The following is a 16,653-nucleotide window of genomic DNA, read 5'->3' on the forward strand; positions in this document are numbered from 1 at the left end:
ACGCTCGGCATATGGGGACGAGTTACCGGATTTCAAGGCTTTCTCGCGCGCGCAGTCAGCCCATCGGGGCGGCCATTTCAAGCATAATCTCGTCCGCGGAGAAGCGCGGCGCATCGTGGTGGCGGTTTTGATCCTTGTCGGGTGAGCATAGGAAGGCATGGCGGAGAAAATTGGCAAGTACGAGATCGTTCGCTTCCTGGGCAAAGGAGCGACAGCCAACGTCTATCTGGCGCGCGACCCATCGGCCGCACGCGAGGTGGCAATCAAGTTGATCCGTTTCGGTGAGGACAGCGCGGCCATGTCGAGGCGCCTGCGCAAGATCTTCCAGACCGAAGACGCAATTGGTCGGCGCCTGGAGCATCCCAACATCGTTCGCGTCTACGATGCGGTCGTCGAGGCCGACCAGGCCTACCTGGTCATGGAATTCGTCGAAGGTACGGCGCTCGACAAGTTCTGCGCGATCAATCGTCTGTTGCCTTTGCACCGGGTGATCGGCATCGTCTTCAAGTGCTGTCTGGCGCTCGACCACGCTTTTCGCAAGGGAATCGTTCACCGCGACATCAAGCCAGCCAACATCCTGATCGACGGCGCCGACAATCCCAAGATCACCGACTTCGGCCTCGGTCTCAACCTGCTGAAAGACATGGGAAAGGATTCGACCTTCGTGATGGGCGTGGGATCGCCGGCCTACATGTCACCGGAGCAGGTGAAGAACTACCCGCTGAACCAGAAGACCGACCTTTACTCGCTCGGCGTCGTTCTCTTCCAATTGCTCACTGGGCGCCTGCCGTATCGCGCAAACAATCCGGCCACGCTGGTCTACAAGATCATCAACATGGACTCGCCGTCGGTCTGCGCGCTCAACCCCAATCTGCCGGCAGGACTCGATCCGATCATCAAGAAAGCGCTCGAGAAGGACCTTTACAACCGCTATCGCAATGGTGCGGATTTTGCCAAGGACCTTTCCGCGGTGCGCTATCAGATCATGGAGGACGATCAGACGCAGCAGGATGAGGCGCGCTTCCTGCGCCTGCGCAATCTGGAATTCTTCAGCGAATTCGAGGATATCGAACTCTGGGAGGTTCTGCGCATCAGCGTCTGGCGGGAAATCTCGGAGAAGGTGACGCTGATTCGCGAGGGCGACAGCCATCGCAAGTTCGGCATCATCGTAGACGGCTTCGTCGAGGTATCATCAAGCGGGCGCGTCATCTGCCGCCTCGGGCCGGGCGAGGTGATTGGCGAAATGGCCTTTCTCCATCCGAACGACAGCAAGCGACACGCCACCGTCGTCACGCTGGAATCGACCCAGTTCCTCGAAATCAACAGCTCGGCGCTCGAACTGAGTTCCGACGAAGTGCGCGAACGCTTCAACAAGGTCTTGCTGAGCAAGTTGCTCGGGCGCCTGCGCGAGGCCAACAAGGTGCTCGCCAAGCTCGGTCAGACGGCGGTCCAGGGTAGTTCGGCGATTTCCGGAATCGGCTTGAGCCCACCGCTGGAATTGCTCTAAGCGGCGCGCCGACGCGCCGCTCAAGCCTCTTGTCAGCCGGGTGGCCGCCGCACGCCAGCGGCTCACACCGCCAGGTCGACCTGTTGCAGGCTTCCCGCAGCGCCGTCCTCACGCAGATAGAGTCCGGTCGCGCGGACCAGCCCCTGCAGCGCGTTCTCGCTGGTTTTCAGCGCGAACGGGCTGCTCGCGCCGTGCACGTTGAGCGCCCCGACCCCCGCCGCGGTCAGACTGAGCAATCGATCCTCGCCGCTCTCGCTGCGGCTCCACACACGCAGCCCTTCGTAGGCCGCGTCGGCACTGTCGATCCAGCCGTTGCCATCGCTGTCGAGTGCGGCTAGTTCGGCAAAGCCGTCGCCACTGCGAGCGCCGAACAGCTCAAGGCCGTTGTTGATCCGCCCGTCGCCGTTACGGTCGAGCGCCAGAAAGCCGCTGCCGCGCGTCGCCAGGTGGATGGCTTCATGGTCGCCATCGGCATCGAGGTCGAAGGAAAAGCGGCGGTCGGTGAGTTGTGCGCCGCTCCCAGCAAAGTTGAGCACCAGCGGGTCTTTCGTCTGCGCCGCCTCGCCGGCGCGCAGGCTGAAGCTCGACTCGGCATGGTAGCTGCGGCTCATCTGCAAGGAGAGCGAAAAGGCGATCTCGCGCCCGTCGCTCGTGCGCACGACGCCCGCGGCCTCGACCGCGAGTTGCTCAACCTCCGTGTAAGACTCCTGCCGCGTATAGGCCAAAGGCGCGCCAGCCGCGGCTGGCTGCGCGCGCAGCTCCGGTAGGTCGGCGGCGGCTTGCGTCGCGCCTACGTCGCTCGCCGCTGCGAAGTTCAGATCAGTGGCATCGAAGACCTTTACCTCGCGCCCGGTCAACCAGCCGAGCAAGGCGCGGATCAGGCGCAGCATCGGATCGTTGTCGACGGCATCGAGACTTTCCTCGATCGCGCGTGCTTCACTCGCCTGCGCCGCCTGCCCGGCCGGCGACAGATCGACCGTGGTCAGCGTTGGCGGCGCTTCGGCGCGTGTTTCGCCAAACGCACGCGCCGTCCCCGACCTGGCGGTCAGCGATTCATTGACGGCCCGCTGCTCCATCCTGAACGCATCCGCGTCCACCTGCAATGTCGTCCCGGTGATTCTCATTGGCCATCTCCACGGTATTCGGCGAACGCTGCCGATAAGCCGTAGACGGCAGGCGTGGACCTCGACTTGAGGCTGCTCCGGAGATAGGCGTGCGCCGCGATGGCGACGCCAGCCGGGCCGACTGCCGGCCCGGGCTTTACGCTTCAGGACGGCGCACCGAGAGCGCGCGCACGCAAAGCGCTCAGTTCGAGTTCGGCCTTTGTGGGCTCGGCTTGCGTCGGCCAACCGAGCAGATGGCGCGCGGCAATGTCGGTCAGCGCGTGCAGCCAGTCGTCGCGCTCGTTGAGGCAGGGAATATAGTGATAGTCCTTGCCGCCAGCGGCAAGGAAAAGCGCCTTGCCTTCACTGGCAATTTCCTCGAGCGTCTCCAGACAGTCGGCCGGAAAGCCGGGGCAAATCACGTCCACCCGACGCACGCCCGACCGGGCCAGCGCTTCCAGCGTCGGCGCAGTATACGGCTGCAGCCACTCGGCACGGCCAAAACGCGACTGAAAGCAGATGACATATTGTTCGGGCCGCAGTCCGAGCGCCTCGCCGAGCAAACGGCCGGTCTTCTGGCACTCGCAATAATAAGGATCGCCACGTTCCAACGCCTTGCGCGGCAGGCCGTGAAAGCTGATCAGCAAGCGCCCGGAATCGCCCGGTCTGCCGTTTGCCGCCCAATGGTCGCGCACCGAAGCCGCGAGCGCGGCCAGGTAGCCCGGATCGTCGGCAAAGCTGCGCACCATCCGGATTTCGGGCTGATTGCGCGTCTGCTGCAGCCACTTGCAAGCCGCGTCGAAAGCGGCGGCGGTGGTGCTTGCCGCGTATTGCGGATAGAGCGGCAAGAGGAGGATTCGCGTGCAGCCGTCCGCCTTCAGGCGCGAAAGGCTGGCGCCAATCGACGGTTCGCCGTAACGCATTGCGTAATCGACGACGACCCGATGCCCGGCGCGACCGAGAAAACCGAGCAGCAGCTTGGCTTGACGGGCGACGTGCACCTGCAGCGGCGAGCCCTCTGCCGTCCACACCGAGGCATACTTCTCGGCTGAGCGACGCGGTCGAACATTGAGGATGATGCCGTGCAGGATCGGCCACCAGACGACCCGCGGCAGATCGACGACGCGCGGATCGGAAAGGAACTCGCGCAGGTAGCGACGTACCGCGGCGGTCGTCGGCGCCGCCGGCGTCCCCAGATTGATCAGAAGAACCGCGGTGCGCGCTGGCAAACCATGGCTGTGCGGCGGCTCCGGCTGGGCGCTGAGCATCAGCGGGTCGCCTGATAGGTCAAGGCCGAGGAAAGCAGGCGGGCGGTGATATCGACGATCGGAATCACCCGTTCATAGGCCATGCGGGTCGGTCCGATCACGCCGACCGAACCGACTACCTGGCCGTCGACTTCGTAGGCGGCGGTCACCACGCTGCATTCGTCGAGCGGTGCCAGCCCGGACTCACCGCCGATGAAGATCTGAACGCCATCCGCGCGCTGCGAAAGATCGAGCAATTGCATCAACGACGTGCGCTGCTCGAAGAGATCGAAAAGCTCGCGCAGACGCTGCATGTTCGAGGAGAACTCCTCGACTTCGAGCAGGTTGCGCTCGCCCGAAATGACATAGCGGTCGTCCGCCCCGCGCATCACCTCGTCACCGGCAACCAGGGCCGCCGTCATCAGCGCCTGCAGGTCGCCGCGCAAGGCGAGCAGTTCCTCACTGACACGCTTGCTGATCTGTTCGAAGTCGCCGCCGACGAAGTGCTGATTCAGATAGTTGGTCGCCGTGACCAGCTCGGCTGGCGTATACGCGCGCCCGGGAAAGAGCAGCCGATTCTGCACATCGCCATCGGTCGTCACCAGGATGAGCAGAATCCGCCTTTCCGAGAGGCTGACGAATTCCATCTGGCGGATCTTCGGCTGCCGCCGGCGTGGGGCGAGCACCACGCCGGCAAAGTGGGTCAGCCCGGCAAGCAGGTGCGAGGCGTTGTTGATCAGTTGGCGCGGCTGCGACGGGTGTAGTTGCTCTTCGATGACATCGATCTTCTCACGGTCGAGCGGTCGCACCGTGAGCAGGCTGTCGACGAAAAAACGATAACCGCGCGAGGTCGGTACGCGCCCGGCAGAGGTGTGCGGACTGGCGATCAGCCCGATATCTTCGAGGTCGGCCATCACGTTGCGCACGGTGGCCGCCGACAGGTCGAGCCCGGAGTAGCGCGACAAGGCGCGCGAGCCGACCGGCTGCCCCTCCGCGATGTAGCGTTCGATCAGCGTCTTGAGAAGGGTTCGGGCACGTTCGTCGAGCATGCCGGCGATTCTACAAAAAATTGCCCGTCCTCGGGGAACGGCGGAAAGATGCTGAATTGTGGTTTAATTGTCCCCCCATGAACAACGCCTTCCCAAGGGCAGCGCCGGACAGCACGCCACTGCCGCGAACCATTGCATTGGTCGGCAAGTACAACAGTCAGGAAGCTGCTGCGTCGATTCGCCTGCTCGCCGGCTATCTGCACGAGCGTGGCATGACCGTGCTGATCGAGGAGGAGACCGCGCTCAATCTCGGTTCGCAGATCGAGCTGCGGACCTGGGCGAGCGGCAACTTCGCCTGGCTGGGTGCGCATTCCGACATGGCGATCGTCGTCGGCGGAGATGGCACGATGCTCAACGCGGCGCGCCAGTTCGCGCGCTACCGCGTGCCCTTGATCGGCGTCAACCAGGGGCGCCTTGGCTTCCTGACCGACATCGCGCGACGTGACCTGCTGGCCTGCCTGGACGAACTGCTCGACGGCCGCTTCGTCGCCGAAACGCGCATGTTGCTCGACGCCGAGGTCTTGCGCGACGGACGACCGATCGCCAGCAACATGGCACTCAACGACATCGTCGTCGACAAAGGCGCCACCGGGCGGATGATCGAATTTGAACTGCTGATCAACGGCGAGTTCATCTACCGCCTGCGCGCCGATGGCCTGATCGTCGCCACCTCGACCGGGTCGACCGCCTACGCCCTGTCGGCGAACGGACCGATCCTGCATCCGCAGGTGTCAGCCATCGCGCTCGTACCGCTCTGCCCGCACGCCTTGTCGAACCGGCCGATCCTGGTCGGCGACACGTGCGAGATCGAGATTCACGTCGTCCATGCAACCGATTCGCGCGCCCATTTCGACGGTCAGGTCACCGTCGACCTGAAAAGCGGCGACTACGTGGCAATCCGCCGATCAGCCTACTCGATCTGCCTCCTGCACCCACCCGGCTACAGCTATTTCGCCATGCTCCGTCAGAAACTGCACTGGAGCGAGCGGCCGAAAGAGCACTAGTCCGCCTGCGCGAAGACTGCCCGATGCTCTGCCGCCTGACCATCCGCGATTTCGTTCTCGTCGAGCAGCTCGAACTCGACTTTGCCGGCGGGTTCGGCACGCTGACGGGCGAAACCGGCGCCGGCAAGTCGATTCTCGTCGACGCGCTGGCCTTCGCCTTGGGCGAGCGCGCCGATTCCGGTCTGATCCGGGCAGGCGCCGCACGCAGCGAGGTGAGCGCCGAGTTTGCCCTCGATGATGCGCCGGCAACCGCCGAATGGCTGGCGGCGAATGACCTTGGCGCAGCGGGAAGCCTGCTCTTGCGGCGCGTCGTCGACAGCAACGGACGCTCACGCGCCTACCTGAACGGCAGCCCGGTCACCGTCCAGCAGTTGCGCGAGGCCGCCGAGACGCTGGTCGACATTCACGGACAGCACGCCCATCAGTCGCTGCTGCGCGGCGAGGCACAACGCGCGCTGCTCGACGGGCATGCCCGGCTCGACCCGCTGGTCGCCGAGGTCAGCCAGGCGTGGCGCGCCTGGCGCGCGGCGAAAGCCGCCCTCGACGCGGCGCAAGACAGCGCCGAGGCCTTGATCGCCGAACGCGAACAATTGGGCTGGCAGATTCGGGAACTTGAAACACTCGGCTTCTCGCCCGACGAGTGGCTCTTGCTGAACGACGAGCACAAGCGTCTGGCGCACGCGGCGAGCCTGATCGAAGGCGCGCAGGCGTCGCTGCAGGTACTCGCCGAGAGCGACGCAGCGTGCGAGGCGCAGGTCGCCGGCGCGGCCAGCCGGATCAGCGAACTGGCCGATTACGACCCGGCGCTGTCCGACGTCGCCGTCTTGCTGCAGTCGGCGCAAACCAATCTGCGCGAAGCGATCTCGCTGCTTCGGCGCTACGCTGACCGGGTCGAGCTCGACCCGCAGCGCTTGAGCGACATCGAACGCCGGATCGAAGCCGTGCTCACTTGTGCAAGAAAATTCCGTTGCTCACCCGAAGACCTGCCCGGCCTGCTCGGTCGCTGGCAGGAGCGCTTTGCGGCATTGGGTGAGGCAGTCGATGTCGCCGGCCTGGCCGAGCGGCTGGCCGCAACGCGGACCACCTACGAGGATCTGGCGCAACGTTTGTCGGCCGGACGCAGCCGCGCGGCCGAGACGCTGGCCGGCGAAGTCAGCCAGGTCATGCAGCAACTGGCGCTCGCCGGCGGTCGCTTCCAGGTCGCCCTCCTGCCGGTCGACGGTGGCAGCGCCAGCGGCTTCGAGCAGATCGAGTTTCGCGTCGGCGGCCTGGCCGGCAGCGAAGCGCGTCCGTTGGCCAAGGTCGTCTCCGGCGGCGAGCTTTCGCGCATCAGCCTGGCAATTCAGGTCGTCACCAGTCAGGCGGCGAGCGTTCCGACGCTGATCTTCGATGAAGTCGATGTCGGCATCGGCGGTGGCGTGGCCGAGGTCGTCGGACGACTGCTGCGCGAGCTCGGCGCGCAACGCCAGGTGCTCTGCGTGACCCATCTGCCGCAAGTTGCCGCGCGCGCCAACTGGCAGTGGCAGGTCAGCAAGCGGGCCGACGGCGCGCAGGCGCGTAGCCAGGTGACGCTGCTCGAGGGATCGGCCCGCATCGAAGAGATTGCGCGTATGCTCGGCGGCGTTGAAATCACCGCGATCACACGCCAGCACGCGCGCGAAATGCTCGGCCTGGGCTAGGTCACGCGGCGACGCTGTTCGCGCTGGATGCGGCGATACGGCTGCGGGGTAAGACGGTGGCGGCTTGGCGCTGGCCGCCGCTGGGCGACGGTTGCAATCAGCCTGCAGACTTCTTCAGCCGGTTGCGCGCAGCCTTCCTGAGCGCCTTGAATTGATCAGGGTCTTCCGCCTTGAGATACTCGACAACCTCGAAATCCTCACGCTTCAGACGCTGGATGTCAATCTGCTCGACGTGCACCAGACGCAGCAATTCACGAACCGGCTTTGGCATGTTGCGCCCGCTTTCGTAGCGCGAACCACCACTCTGGGTAACCCCCAGTTTCGACCAGAACTGTTGCTGATTCATCCCAAGCCTACGGCGGATCTCGCGCGGGTCGACCCGCTCAGCGACTTTGACGGTGCTCATGGCTGTCCTTTCTTGCAGTTACCGCACGCAAATCGGCAGAAAACCCGCTCCTGCGCCTCCTACGCGCTATGTCCTTGGTAATACAACAGACACTATAAGGCATCGCAGGGGAATTGCAAGCAGCATCTGATTAGACCATCGGCCTAAACACCGCAGCATACGCAACCCCGGCAGCTTCCGCCCACAAGCCGCTCAAACACGCTACAATGCTGATTCTTTGGTCTTTCATTTGGATCTGCAATGGCACTGATTGTTCAGAAGTTCGGCGGCACATCGGTGGGCTCGACGGAGCGCATCAGGAATGTTGCCCGGCGCGTGGCCCGCTGGCACGCACGCGGCCATCAGGTTGTCGTTGTTCCCTCGGCAATGGCCGGGGAAACCAATCGACTGCTTGCTCTGGCCAAGGAAATGTCACCCTCGCCTGACCCGCGAGAACTGGATGTGATCGCATCAACCGGCGAACAGGTCACCATCGCCCTGCTCGCCATCGCGCTGCACGCCGAAGGAATCCAGGCGCGCAGCTTCACCGGCCCGCAGGTTGGCGTGCTGACCGACAGCACCTTCACCAAGGCCAGAATTCTGAAGATCAACCAGGACAAGATTCGCAAGTCGCTGAACGACGGCAGCGTCGTCGTCGTCGCCGGTTTCCAGGGGGCGGATGAGGAAGGCAACATCACCACCTTGGGCCGCGGCGGTTCCGATACCTCGGCAGTAGCGCTGGCCGCTGCCTTGAAAGCCGACGAATGCCAGATCTACACCGACGTAGACGGCGTCTACACCACCGACCCGCGCGTCGTTCCCGAAGCCCGCAAGCTCGACACGATCACCTTCGAGGAAATGCTGGAAATGGCGAGCCTGGGCTCCAAGGTCCTGCAAATCCGCTCGGTCGAGTTCGCTGGCAAGTACAAAGTCAAGCTGCGCGTGCTGTCGAGCTTCGAAGAGGACTTTGACGACGACTGTGCAGGTACGCTGATCACAATTGAGGACAAGAAAAGAATGGAACAGCCTGTCATTTCCGGAATTGCATTCAACCGCGACGAAGCCAAGCTCACCGTGCTCGGTGTGCCCGACCGGCCGGGGACGGCGTTTCAGATCCTCGGTCCGGTAGCCGACGCGAACATCGACGTCGACATGATCATTCAGAACATCGGCCACGACGGTACCACCGACTTCTCCTTCACGGTCAATCGCAACGATTACGCCAAAGCGATGAAGATCCTGAAGGAAGTCAAGGAGCGGATCGGCGCGCGCTCGGTGGCTGGCAATCCGACGATCTGCAAGGTATCGGCCGTCGGCGTCGGCATGCGCTCGCACCCGGGAGTCGCCAGCCGAATGTTTGCCGCGCTCGGCAAGGAAGGCATCAACATGGCGATGATCTCCACCTCGGAGATCAAGATCTCGGTGGTCATCGACGAGAAATCACTCGAACACGCGGTGCGCACGCTGCACAAGGCCTTCGGCCTGGAAAAGCCGCAGAAGTCGACGTTGAGTTTGACCGGTCGCGACGAAACCGATATCATCACTCCCTCCTAGGAGACGTGGCCGAGAGGTCGAAGGCACTCCCCTGCTAAGGGAGCATGCGGGCATAAACCTGCATCAAGGGTTCGAATCCCTTCGTCTCCGCCAGAAGCGCAAAAAAAGCCCTGTAAAAGCAGGGCTTTTTTTGTGGGAAGGCGACGCCTTGGTCTGCCCGATCGATCTGCTGGCGCGTGCTGGACAGCGCGTGGGACAGCGCATCGCCAGGCGCCGATACGCTGATGCCACGTGCATGTCGTCGAACGAGCACCAGGCGGTCGAAGAACCGTCCGCGCGGACCAGCGCTACTCCTGCTCAAACCCCTGGCTGGTGAACTTCAGCGTGCGGGCGTTCTCGGTCACCGTGCGCACGACCTTGTCCGGCGCGCCACCGGGTATTTCCGCCTCCACTTCGATCGTTACCGTCACCCGCGCGCCAACGAGTCCGACCAGGTGCGCAATCACCTCGTCTGCGATGCGGCTGGCGTCACGGCCGACACGGGTGGCCTCGAGTACGGCCGCACCGTGGTAACGCTTCGGCCCGGCGGCTACCGGCTGAGGCCCCCTTCCTGGGTCTTGCCCCCGCCCGCTCGGCGAGACGGCGACGGCTCCCGGAGCACCCGGCGTTGGCACATCTGGCGTAACTCGCGCGACCGTTGGCGCGGCGCGCTCGCCATCGAGCTGCCGGGCCGCCACGTCCGGCTTGACCAGCAGACCGGGCGCATGCGCATCGGTCAGCTTGAGCATCTGGCCAGCGCGCAGGCCCAGGTAGCGACCGGCCGCGTCGTCGAAACGGTCGGCGAAAGCAAAGCCGTCCTGGGCCCAGGTGAGCAGACCGACACCGTCATTGATCGCTTGCAGCAAGACGCTTGCATCGCGCAGCCGGGGCAGGTAGGGGTAGGCCGCGAAGTCCTCGACCAGTTGCTTCACCGCCAGGTGATCGCCGCGCCAGAGCGGGATGCGCTCCAGTTCCAGGCGCAGGCGTGTCGAGGCAAAGGTGGTCAGATACAGATCATCGCTGCGCAGCTTCCGGCTGGCGCGCGCGGCCAGGGAATCGCTGCCGGACAGGCGTAGCGCTTGCCAGGTGATCGGCGCTTGCGGACTCCCCTGCGCCGGCACCAACAGCCATTGATAGGTCTCCGGCAGCCGCGCGGTGACCGTGCCATCGGCGGCGCTCTTCTGCGTCTCGGCCTGCGTGACCTGATACGGAGTCAGGTTGAGCTGCACCTTCTCGCTGAGGATCGACTCCCACGCCAGGTACTTGCGTGCCGCCTCGTCGAGGTCCTGCAGGCGCGTTCGGTCGGCTGCCAGGAAGACCAGCGTATTGCGGTAGAGCCGCGGCGCATTGCCGCGCGCTTCCAGGATCGCCTTGGCCGCCAGCTCGCCGGCGCTATTGCTTTCCTTGCTGTACGGGCGATCGACGCCGAGCACGACGAGCCGCGCGTCCACATCGTCCGGCACGTCGGCGCCGGTCGCCGGCATCGGGTGGATGCGCGGGAAGTCGCCCTTGCGCTCCAGTTCCTTGCGCAGGCGTTTCTCGATCTCCTGCGCCACCCTGTCCGGATTGCGCTTGAATTGCTCGGCGCGATCTTCGGCGAGTTTGGTCACCGTCGGCTGCGTCGAGTACCAGTAATGCGGCCCATCCTGGTAGAGGTAGGTGCCGGCGCCAGCCATCCGGCGCAGGGCGTCGCCGAACACCGCCGGAGATTCTCCCGGCATCGCACAGCCGAGCTTGACGCGCCTATCCTCGATCCCCTGGTGCGCGGCGGCGGTGGTTGGCGCCGAGCCCAGGTAGATCGCGCGCGCCACCCGCCGGCACGCCGAGACCCGGCCCAGATTGGGCAGGTCGCGATCAAGCTTCAAAGGCAGCGAGTTCGGCCCATCGACATCCTTCTCGATCACCGGCACCCAGTTGTCCGAGAGGTAGCGAGTCAGCTCGGACTGCACGCGCGCATCGTCGATCGCCACGTTACCGGGCAGGATCAGCGGATTGCGCTCGCCCTTCTCCCACAGGCTGTGGATCACCGCCGCCATCAGCCGCAGCACGCCGCGCGTGCGCTGAAATTTGACCAGCGTCGACCAGTCGGCATACAGCCGGTCGAAGACTTCCGGGTGGATCGGGTACGCCGCGCGGATGCGCTTCTCGTAGTCGGATTCGCGACACTCAGGCGGAAACTCGGCCTGCTGCGCGCGGTAGAAGTCGGCGAAGGCGCGCGCCACGACATCGCGATCGCGGAACTGCGCCGGATCGGCAAGCGGCTGGAAGAGCCGCCGACGAACGATCTCGAAACCCTCTTCCGCACTCGCCGGGCGCCACGACGATTCGACGCGCCCGACGACGTTGCGCAGCCGGTCGAGCGCCTCGCGGCCGCGCGTTCCACCGACCTCGACATCGTTCGCCTGCGCGTGTGGCGAGGCCGCGGTCTCGGAAGCCGGCAGGCTGATCACCAGCAGGCAGTTCCGCGCCAGCTTGGCCGATTCGGTCAGCACCTGTGCAAAACTGAACTGCGTTTCGAAGCTGCCGGCCGGCAGGTCGCTCTGGTCGTGCAATTGGCGCGCATAGGCGACCCACTCGTCGACCAGGATCACGCACGGGCCGTAGTCGTTGAACAGCGCGCGCAACACGTCGCCGGGACTGGTCGCCTGCTCGTCGTCGGCCGCCAGCCGCGCGAAAGCTGCTTTTCCGCCCAACTGCCAGGCCAGCTCGCCCCACAAGGTGCGCACGACGCTGCCGTCCGGTTTGGTCGCCGGGTTGCCCGGAGAGATCTTGTTGCCGACCAGCACCACGCGGCGGGCCGGCGGAATCCGGCTCGCGCCGGCGGCGGCCATCACTTCGTCGATGCCGGCCAGCTCGGTCGGCGCGATGCCCGAGAACAGGTGGTAGAGCGCCAGCATCGAGTGCGTCTTGCCGCCGCCAAAATTGGTCTGCAACTGCACCACCGGGTCGCCGCCGCCGCTGGTCAGGCGTTTTACCGCGCCGACCAGCATCGCCTGCAGGCTTTCGGTCAGGTAGGTACGGCGGAAAAACTCGACCGGATCGCGGTATTCGTCGCTCCCCTCGCCCAGATGCACCTGCCACAAGTCGGCGGCGAACTCGGCCTGCTGGTAGCGACCGCTGGCGACATCGGCGTGCGGCATCACCACTTCCCGCCACGGCTTGAGGTTGCCGGCGACGCCGCTCTCGACGGCCGTGCTCGCCGACTTGCGCTTTTCGCTGCGCGCCTGCTCGTCGAAGCGCACGCGCAACAGTTCCATTTTCATCTTCTCCACGTCGTCCGCCTGCGGCGCCGAGATGGCCGCCAGCAGGCGCCCGGCGGAGTCCAGCGCGCGGTAGGCGTCGTCGCTGGAAAAGGGTTCCTGATGCGCCCACGCGTTGCGTACCGCCAGCAGTTCATTGACCAGGCTGCGCTCGCTCTTGCCGAGAACCTGGCGAAAAACCTCGCCCCACTTGCGGTCCATGACCACCAGCGAGGCGGCGACATCCTGCAGCGATTCGCCCTTGCCGGCGGCAAGGCGCGTGTCGGCGAGGATGTCCTTCACCTCGAACGCCCAGGCGCTGCCGTATTTCGCTTTCAGTTCCCGCTCGATGAACGGCAGCACGCCGGTCTTGAGCAATTCCAGCGCCTTGCCGACGCGCTCGTGGTTGGTGATGGCCATGATGCTTTTACTCCGATGCGAGCACCGCTTGCAATTGTTCGAGCAAGCCCGGTAGCGCGAGCTGAACCGTATCCCACAGGATGTTCTGATTGATGTCGAAATACGCGTGCACCGGACGATTGCGCATGCCGATGATCTGCGGCCAGGGCACCGAGGGAAATTCGCTGCGCCCTGCCTCACTCACCTGCGCTGCGGCCTCGCCCACGATCTCCAGCGCCTTGGTCAGCGCAAGGCGCAGCATCGGGTCGCCCTCCAGGTCCGCACGTTTGCGCCCCTCGACGAAGGCCAGCGCCTGTCTCGCCGCGTCGATCATGTGGCCAACCCGCCAGAAATCATCTGGCGACATGGTGCACCTCGGCCGAGCGAACCACCTCGTCGCGGAAGTAGCGACGCAAATCCTCTGCGGTACGCAGGTCGACTTTCCGCCCGTCGAGTACTTGCGACAACTCGATTTCGATCTGCGCCATGTCGAGCAAGGTCGGTCGCGCCTCAGCGAAGAACTCCACCAGCAGGTCGACGTCGCTGTCCGGCCTCGCCGTTCCCTTGAGTTGCGAGCCGACCAGCGACAAGCGGCGAATGTGGTGCGCTTCGCAGAAGCGAGCCAGCGTCTCTTCGTCGAGGTTCAACAGTCGTTTCATCAATCGATCCTTCGCGGCGTGTCATTCTTGCTCAAAAAGGTCGGGTGTGCCAGGCAGCACCGCGCGGGGCCTTTCGGCGGCGAGGCGCGCGATCTCCGGCCAGCTCTGCACGAGACCGTTGTAGGCCATTGCCTCGGCGGCGCGCTTTCGGCGCTCGCACAGCGTGTACAGGCGGTAGCAGAGTTCGCGCGCGGTCTCCGCCTTGCTGCCGAGCTTGGCGACCAATCCGGCGGCGGCGCTCTCACCGCCGGATTCGAGCGCACGAATGAGCTGATGCACGATCTCCCAGTGCGTGAGCCGCTTGTCGGTCAGCGGGTCCCAGTTGGCCGGCAGCTCGGCCGGTTTGAGCAGGCGCACCCTGCCCGCCCGGGACAGCAGGATGCCGGCTTCGGCCAGTCCGCCGACGCTGGTATTCCTGGACTTGGAAAGCTGTTCCGCAACCCCGTAATCGCCTTCGGCAAAGCCGGTCTGCTCGAACCAGGTGAGCGCCCAGCGGCTGTCGGCATCGAAGTCGCCTTCCTGCTCGGCCAGCACTTCGTCGAGCGTCTGGTTGATCAGCACCAGCGCAGCGCGCACCGGCAGCGCTTTGCCTTCGGCGTCGAGCACCTTCGCGTAGCGCGTATAGACGGCCATGCCGGGACCAATGGCGGCCTGCGCGAGGTCGACCGGGGCGATGTTGCCGGCCTGCAGGCGCGCCAGCGCCTGCGGGAGTTCCGCCTTGAGCGCGCTGATGAAATCGCGGCGGGTGGCGGTGGGTGCGGTGGCGGGTCGCTGGCGACAGACGAGAACGATGCTGGAGGCGAGAGCGTTGGTGCCCGAGCCGATCATGCGGTTGCCCAGTTCGGTGCGCATCGGCCAGGTGCCGCTGATGGAAAAACCAGCCTCGATGACCGCTGCGAGAAAGGTGTCCCAGCCGGTATTGGTTGTGCCGTCCGCCCCGCCGCTTTCGGCCTGCTTGAAGGCATAGTAGATGGTCACGGGAAAGGCTGGATGCGCCTGCTCGGCGAGGCGCTGCATCGCCTGGGTCATGCCGTCGAGGAAGAAGGCCTCGGCCTTTCCCTTGCCGCCGTGGCGGTAGGGCGTAGCTACCAGTTCTTCCGCTTTCGGTACGGTCAGCGTGGCGAAAAGGTCGGGGAATACAGGCTTCAGGGAGCGACGGAGCCAAACGTAGAAGAAATCCGAGAGGTCGGCGTAGCCGATGTTGTCGTAGTAGGGGGGGTCGGTCGAAACCGCTCGATGACGGGAAGCGTCTTGCGTGCAGGCGTCAGCCTGTAGCGCAACGCCGGACGGCACACCCGGCAGGAAATCGAGTGACTTTGCAACCCATTCGACGCTGGGCGACCAAGTGCCCGACGACATGCAGAAAGGGTTCCCTTCGCCAAAGTCCCACGTCATCGCAATCGCTTGCCGCGCAAACGTGTTGCGGAGTTGAAGTTTAGATGGGCTGGAATCCCAAGTCGCTACTGATGTGTGGCGATCAACGACCCTGTCCACGGCAAACGCCAAGTACACCGCGACCGCTTCCGCATAGGCCACTGCGCCCCCGCCGCCTCTTGCGAGAGCCTCGCCCTCGTCGGGAAGCCCGGCAGCCATAGCGTCGCGCTTCACCCGCCCGCGCGCGTCCTGCACCAGGTCGGAAAAGGTTGTCAGCGCGACGAGCTGACGCGGGGTGAAGAGGTCGCCGTAGGTTTTCAAGCCGTAGAGCGGCGGCGAGAACCAGCGCGGGTTTTCCGGCATGGCCACTTCCGGTTTCCATTCCGGTTGTGCAGTCAGTGCGATCGCTTCCATCTCCGACGTCGGTGCGAGGTAGACCCGTCCGCGATCACCCTCGGCGACGATGGCCATCAGCCGTGCCCTCATGCGACCGCCGTTAGCCTCGCCGTAAATGTGGTCGGAGGCAATCGGCGCGCCCGACATCACGCACTTGAAGTTCGCGCCCCTGGCCAGCTTCGTCCCATTCTTCGCCGCTGCCACATCGCTCGGCTTGCCCACCTTCACCGTGAAGCGATAGCCGTCTTCCTCGATCACCGGCTCGACATACGCCTCCTTGCCCGCCTTGGTCGACAGCATGAAGGTCGAGGCGAGCGGCACCTCGATGTGTGCGAAGGCCGGGTTGGGGCTCCTGACCGTGCGTGCCCAGAGCCAGGCGATCACCGTGAGCTGCCGGCCGACGTACGGCTTCAGATCAGGCTGCTCCTTCGCCATCTCGGCGGTGACCTCGATCTTCGGGTAAAGGTGGCCGATGCGCTTCTCGGCCTCGTCACGCATCCACTGGCCGTAGTAGCGCACGTCCTCGGCGAGGCCGCTCGCTCCCCGCCACGATCCCGTCGCGTCCAGCTTGCGGAGCGCTTCCGGATTGACCGGCGGCCTGCCGGCAAACTTCGGCGGAATCTCGATCATCGCCTTGTTGATCAGCACCGCCACCGGGTTCAGGTCGCTGGCGTAACTCTCCAGCCCGAGCCGCTGCGCTTCGAGTGGCAGCGCGCCACCACCGGCGAAAGGATCATGAAAAGCCGGCAGCTTGTCAGGATCGTAGAGCGCGAGCAGCCGTGCGCGATCGTCGACCGTGCTCGACTCCCTTGCACCGCTTCCCTGCCTCACCTCGGCGCAGGTGTCGCGCCAGCTTTGCCAGATTTCGTCGCGCGCCTGCTGCAGGACGGACTCGTTGGTCGTGTTCTCCCACTGGACCAGTTTCTCGATGATGCGGAACAGGCGCTGCCGCTCCCTCTCCTGCTTCTCCTCGGTGGGGAAGAGATCCGGATGCGCCGACGGGTCGTCGACCATCTGCGCGAAGATCACCGCGCGCGCCGCCGCCAGCGGTCGCCGCGCCCACCACAGGTGCAAGGTGC

12 protein-coding genes and 1 tRNA gene are annotated in these 16,653 nt (G+C 64.9%); 5 read left to right on the forward strand and 8 right to left on the reverse strand.

Annotated features, from left to right (window positions below):
* Window positions 1-157 precede the first annotated feature (157 nt).
* Complete coding sequence (locus tag Q1L59_RS10065; protein WP_300331684.1) at window positions 158-1,507, forward strand: serine/threonine-protein kinase; 1,350 nt, start codon at window positions 158-160, stop codon at window positions 1,505-1,507.
* Window positions 1,508-1,569: 62 nt separating this feature from the next.
* Here the strand turns inward: Q1L59_RS10065 and Q1L59_RS10070 are convergent, their stop codons facing one another.
* The 3 genes from Q1L59_RS10070 to hrcA form a co-directional block, all read right to left on the reverse strand.
* Window positions 1,570-2,631, reverse strand: a complete 1,062-nt coding sequence (locus Q1L59_RS10070) for a VCBS repeat-containing protein (protein ID WP_300331686.1) — start codon at window positions 2,629-2,631, stop codon at window positions 1,570-1,572.
* Window positions 2,632-2,774: 143 nt separating this feature from the next.
* Window positions 2,775-3,878, reverse strand: coding sequence for a ferrochelatase (gene hemH / locus Q1L59_RS10075; protein ID WP_300331689.1), 1,104 nt, complete (start codon window positions 3,876-3,878; stop codon window positions 2,775-2,777).
* The gene (gene hrcA, locus Q1L59_RS10080; protein WP_300331691.1) at window positions 3,878-4,906 is read right to left on the reverse strand and encodes a heat-inducible transcriptional repressor HrcA; all 1,029 of its coding nucleotides are present in this window, start codon (window positions 4,904-4,906) and stop codon (window positions 3,878-3,880) included. The genes hemH and hrcA overlap by 1 nt, the downstream gene beginning before the upstream one ends.
* A 77-nt stretch (window positions 4,907-4,983) precedes the next feature.
* Between hrcA and Q1L59_RS10085 the strand changes: the two genes are divergently transcribed.
* Together Q1L59_RS10085 and recN are read left to right on the forward strand one after the other, a co-directional pair.
* Window positions 4,984-5,910, forward strand: a complete 927-nt coding sequence (locus Q1L59_RS10085; RefSeq protein ID WP_300331694.1) for an NAD kinase — start codon at window positions 4,984-4,986, stop codon at window positions 5,908-5,910.
* Between the two features lie 23 nt (window positions 5,911-5,933).
* Window positions 5,934-7,589, forward strand: a complete 1,656-nt coding sequence (gene recN, locus Q1L59_RS10090; RefSeq protein WP_300331696.1) for a DNA repair protein RecN — start codon at window positions 5,934-5,936, stop codon at window positions 7,587-7,589.
* A 97-nt stretch (window positions 7,590-7,686) separates the two neighbouring features.
* On the opposite strand, the gene Q1L59_RS10095 is transcribed toward recN, so the two are convergent.
* Window positions 7,687-7,995, reverse strand: coding sequence for a transcriptional regulator (locus Q1L59_RS10095; protein WP_300331699.1), 309 nt, complete (start codon window positions 7,993-7,995; stop codon window positions 7,687-7,689).
* Between the two features lie 240 nt (window positions 7,996-8,235).
* On the opposite strand from Q1L59_RS10095, the gene Q1L59_RS10100 reads away from it, so the two are divergent.
* Both Q1L59_RS10100 and Q1L59_RS10105 read left to right on the forward strand, forming a co-directional pair.
* Window positions 8,236-9,528, forward strand: a complete 1,293-nt coding sequence (locus Q1L59_RS10100; RefSeq protein WP_300331702.1) for an aspartate kinase — start codon at window positions 8,236-8,238, stop codon at window positions 9,526-9,528.
* Window positions 9,528-9,621: transfer RNA gene (locus tag Q1L59_RS10105), tRNA-Ser, on the forward strand. The genes Q1L59_RS10100 and Q1L59_RS10105 overlap by 1 nt, the downstream gene beginning before the upstream one ends.
* Before the next feature lie 194 nt (window positions 9,622-9,815).
* On the opposite strand, the gene Q1L59_RS10110 is transcribed toward Q1L59_RS10105, so the two are convergent.
* The 4 genes from Q1L59_RS10110 to Q1L59_RS10125 form a co-directional block, all read right to left on the reverse strand.
* Window positions 9,816-13,166, reverse strand: a complete 3,351-nt coding sequence (locus Q1L59_RS10110) for a Swt1 family HEPN domain-containing protein (protein WP_300331705.1) — start codon at window positions 13,164-13,166, stop codon at window positions 9,816-9,818.
* A 7-nt stretch (window positions 13,167-13,173) separates the two neighbouring features.
* Window positions 13,174-13,479 carry a HepT-like ribonuclease domain-containing protein gene (locus Q1L59_RS10115; protein ID WP_300331707.1) on the reverse strand — a complete coding sequence of 102 codons (306 nt, stop codon included), beginning with the start codon at window positions 13,477-13,479 and terminating at the stop codon, window positions 13,174-13,176.
* Between the two features lie 19 nt (window positions 13,480-13,498).
* Window positions 13,499-13,804: a nucleotidyltransferase domain-containing protein gene (locus tag Q1L59_RS10120; RefSeq protein WP_300331710.1), complete on the reverse strand. Its 306-nt coding sequence runs from the start codon at window positions 13,802-13,804 to the stop codon at window positions 13,499-13,501.
* A gap of 21 nt (window positions 13,805-13,825) precedes the next feature.
* Window positions 13,826-16,653 (reverse strand): DUF1156 domain-containing protein (locus Q1L59_RS10125; protein WP_300331713.1); only part of this gene is annotated, 2,828 nt, incomplete at its 5' end.

The organism is Accumulibacter sp. (assembly GCF_029255125.1).
In the GTDB taxonomy this organism is placed as follows: Bacteria; Pseudomonadota; Gammaproteobacteria; order Burkholderiales; family Rhodocyclaceae; genus Accumulibacter.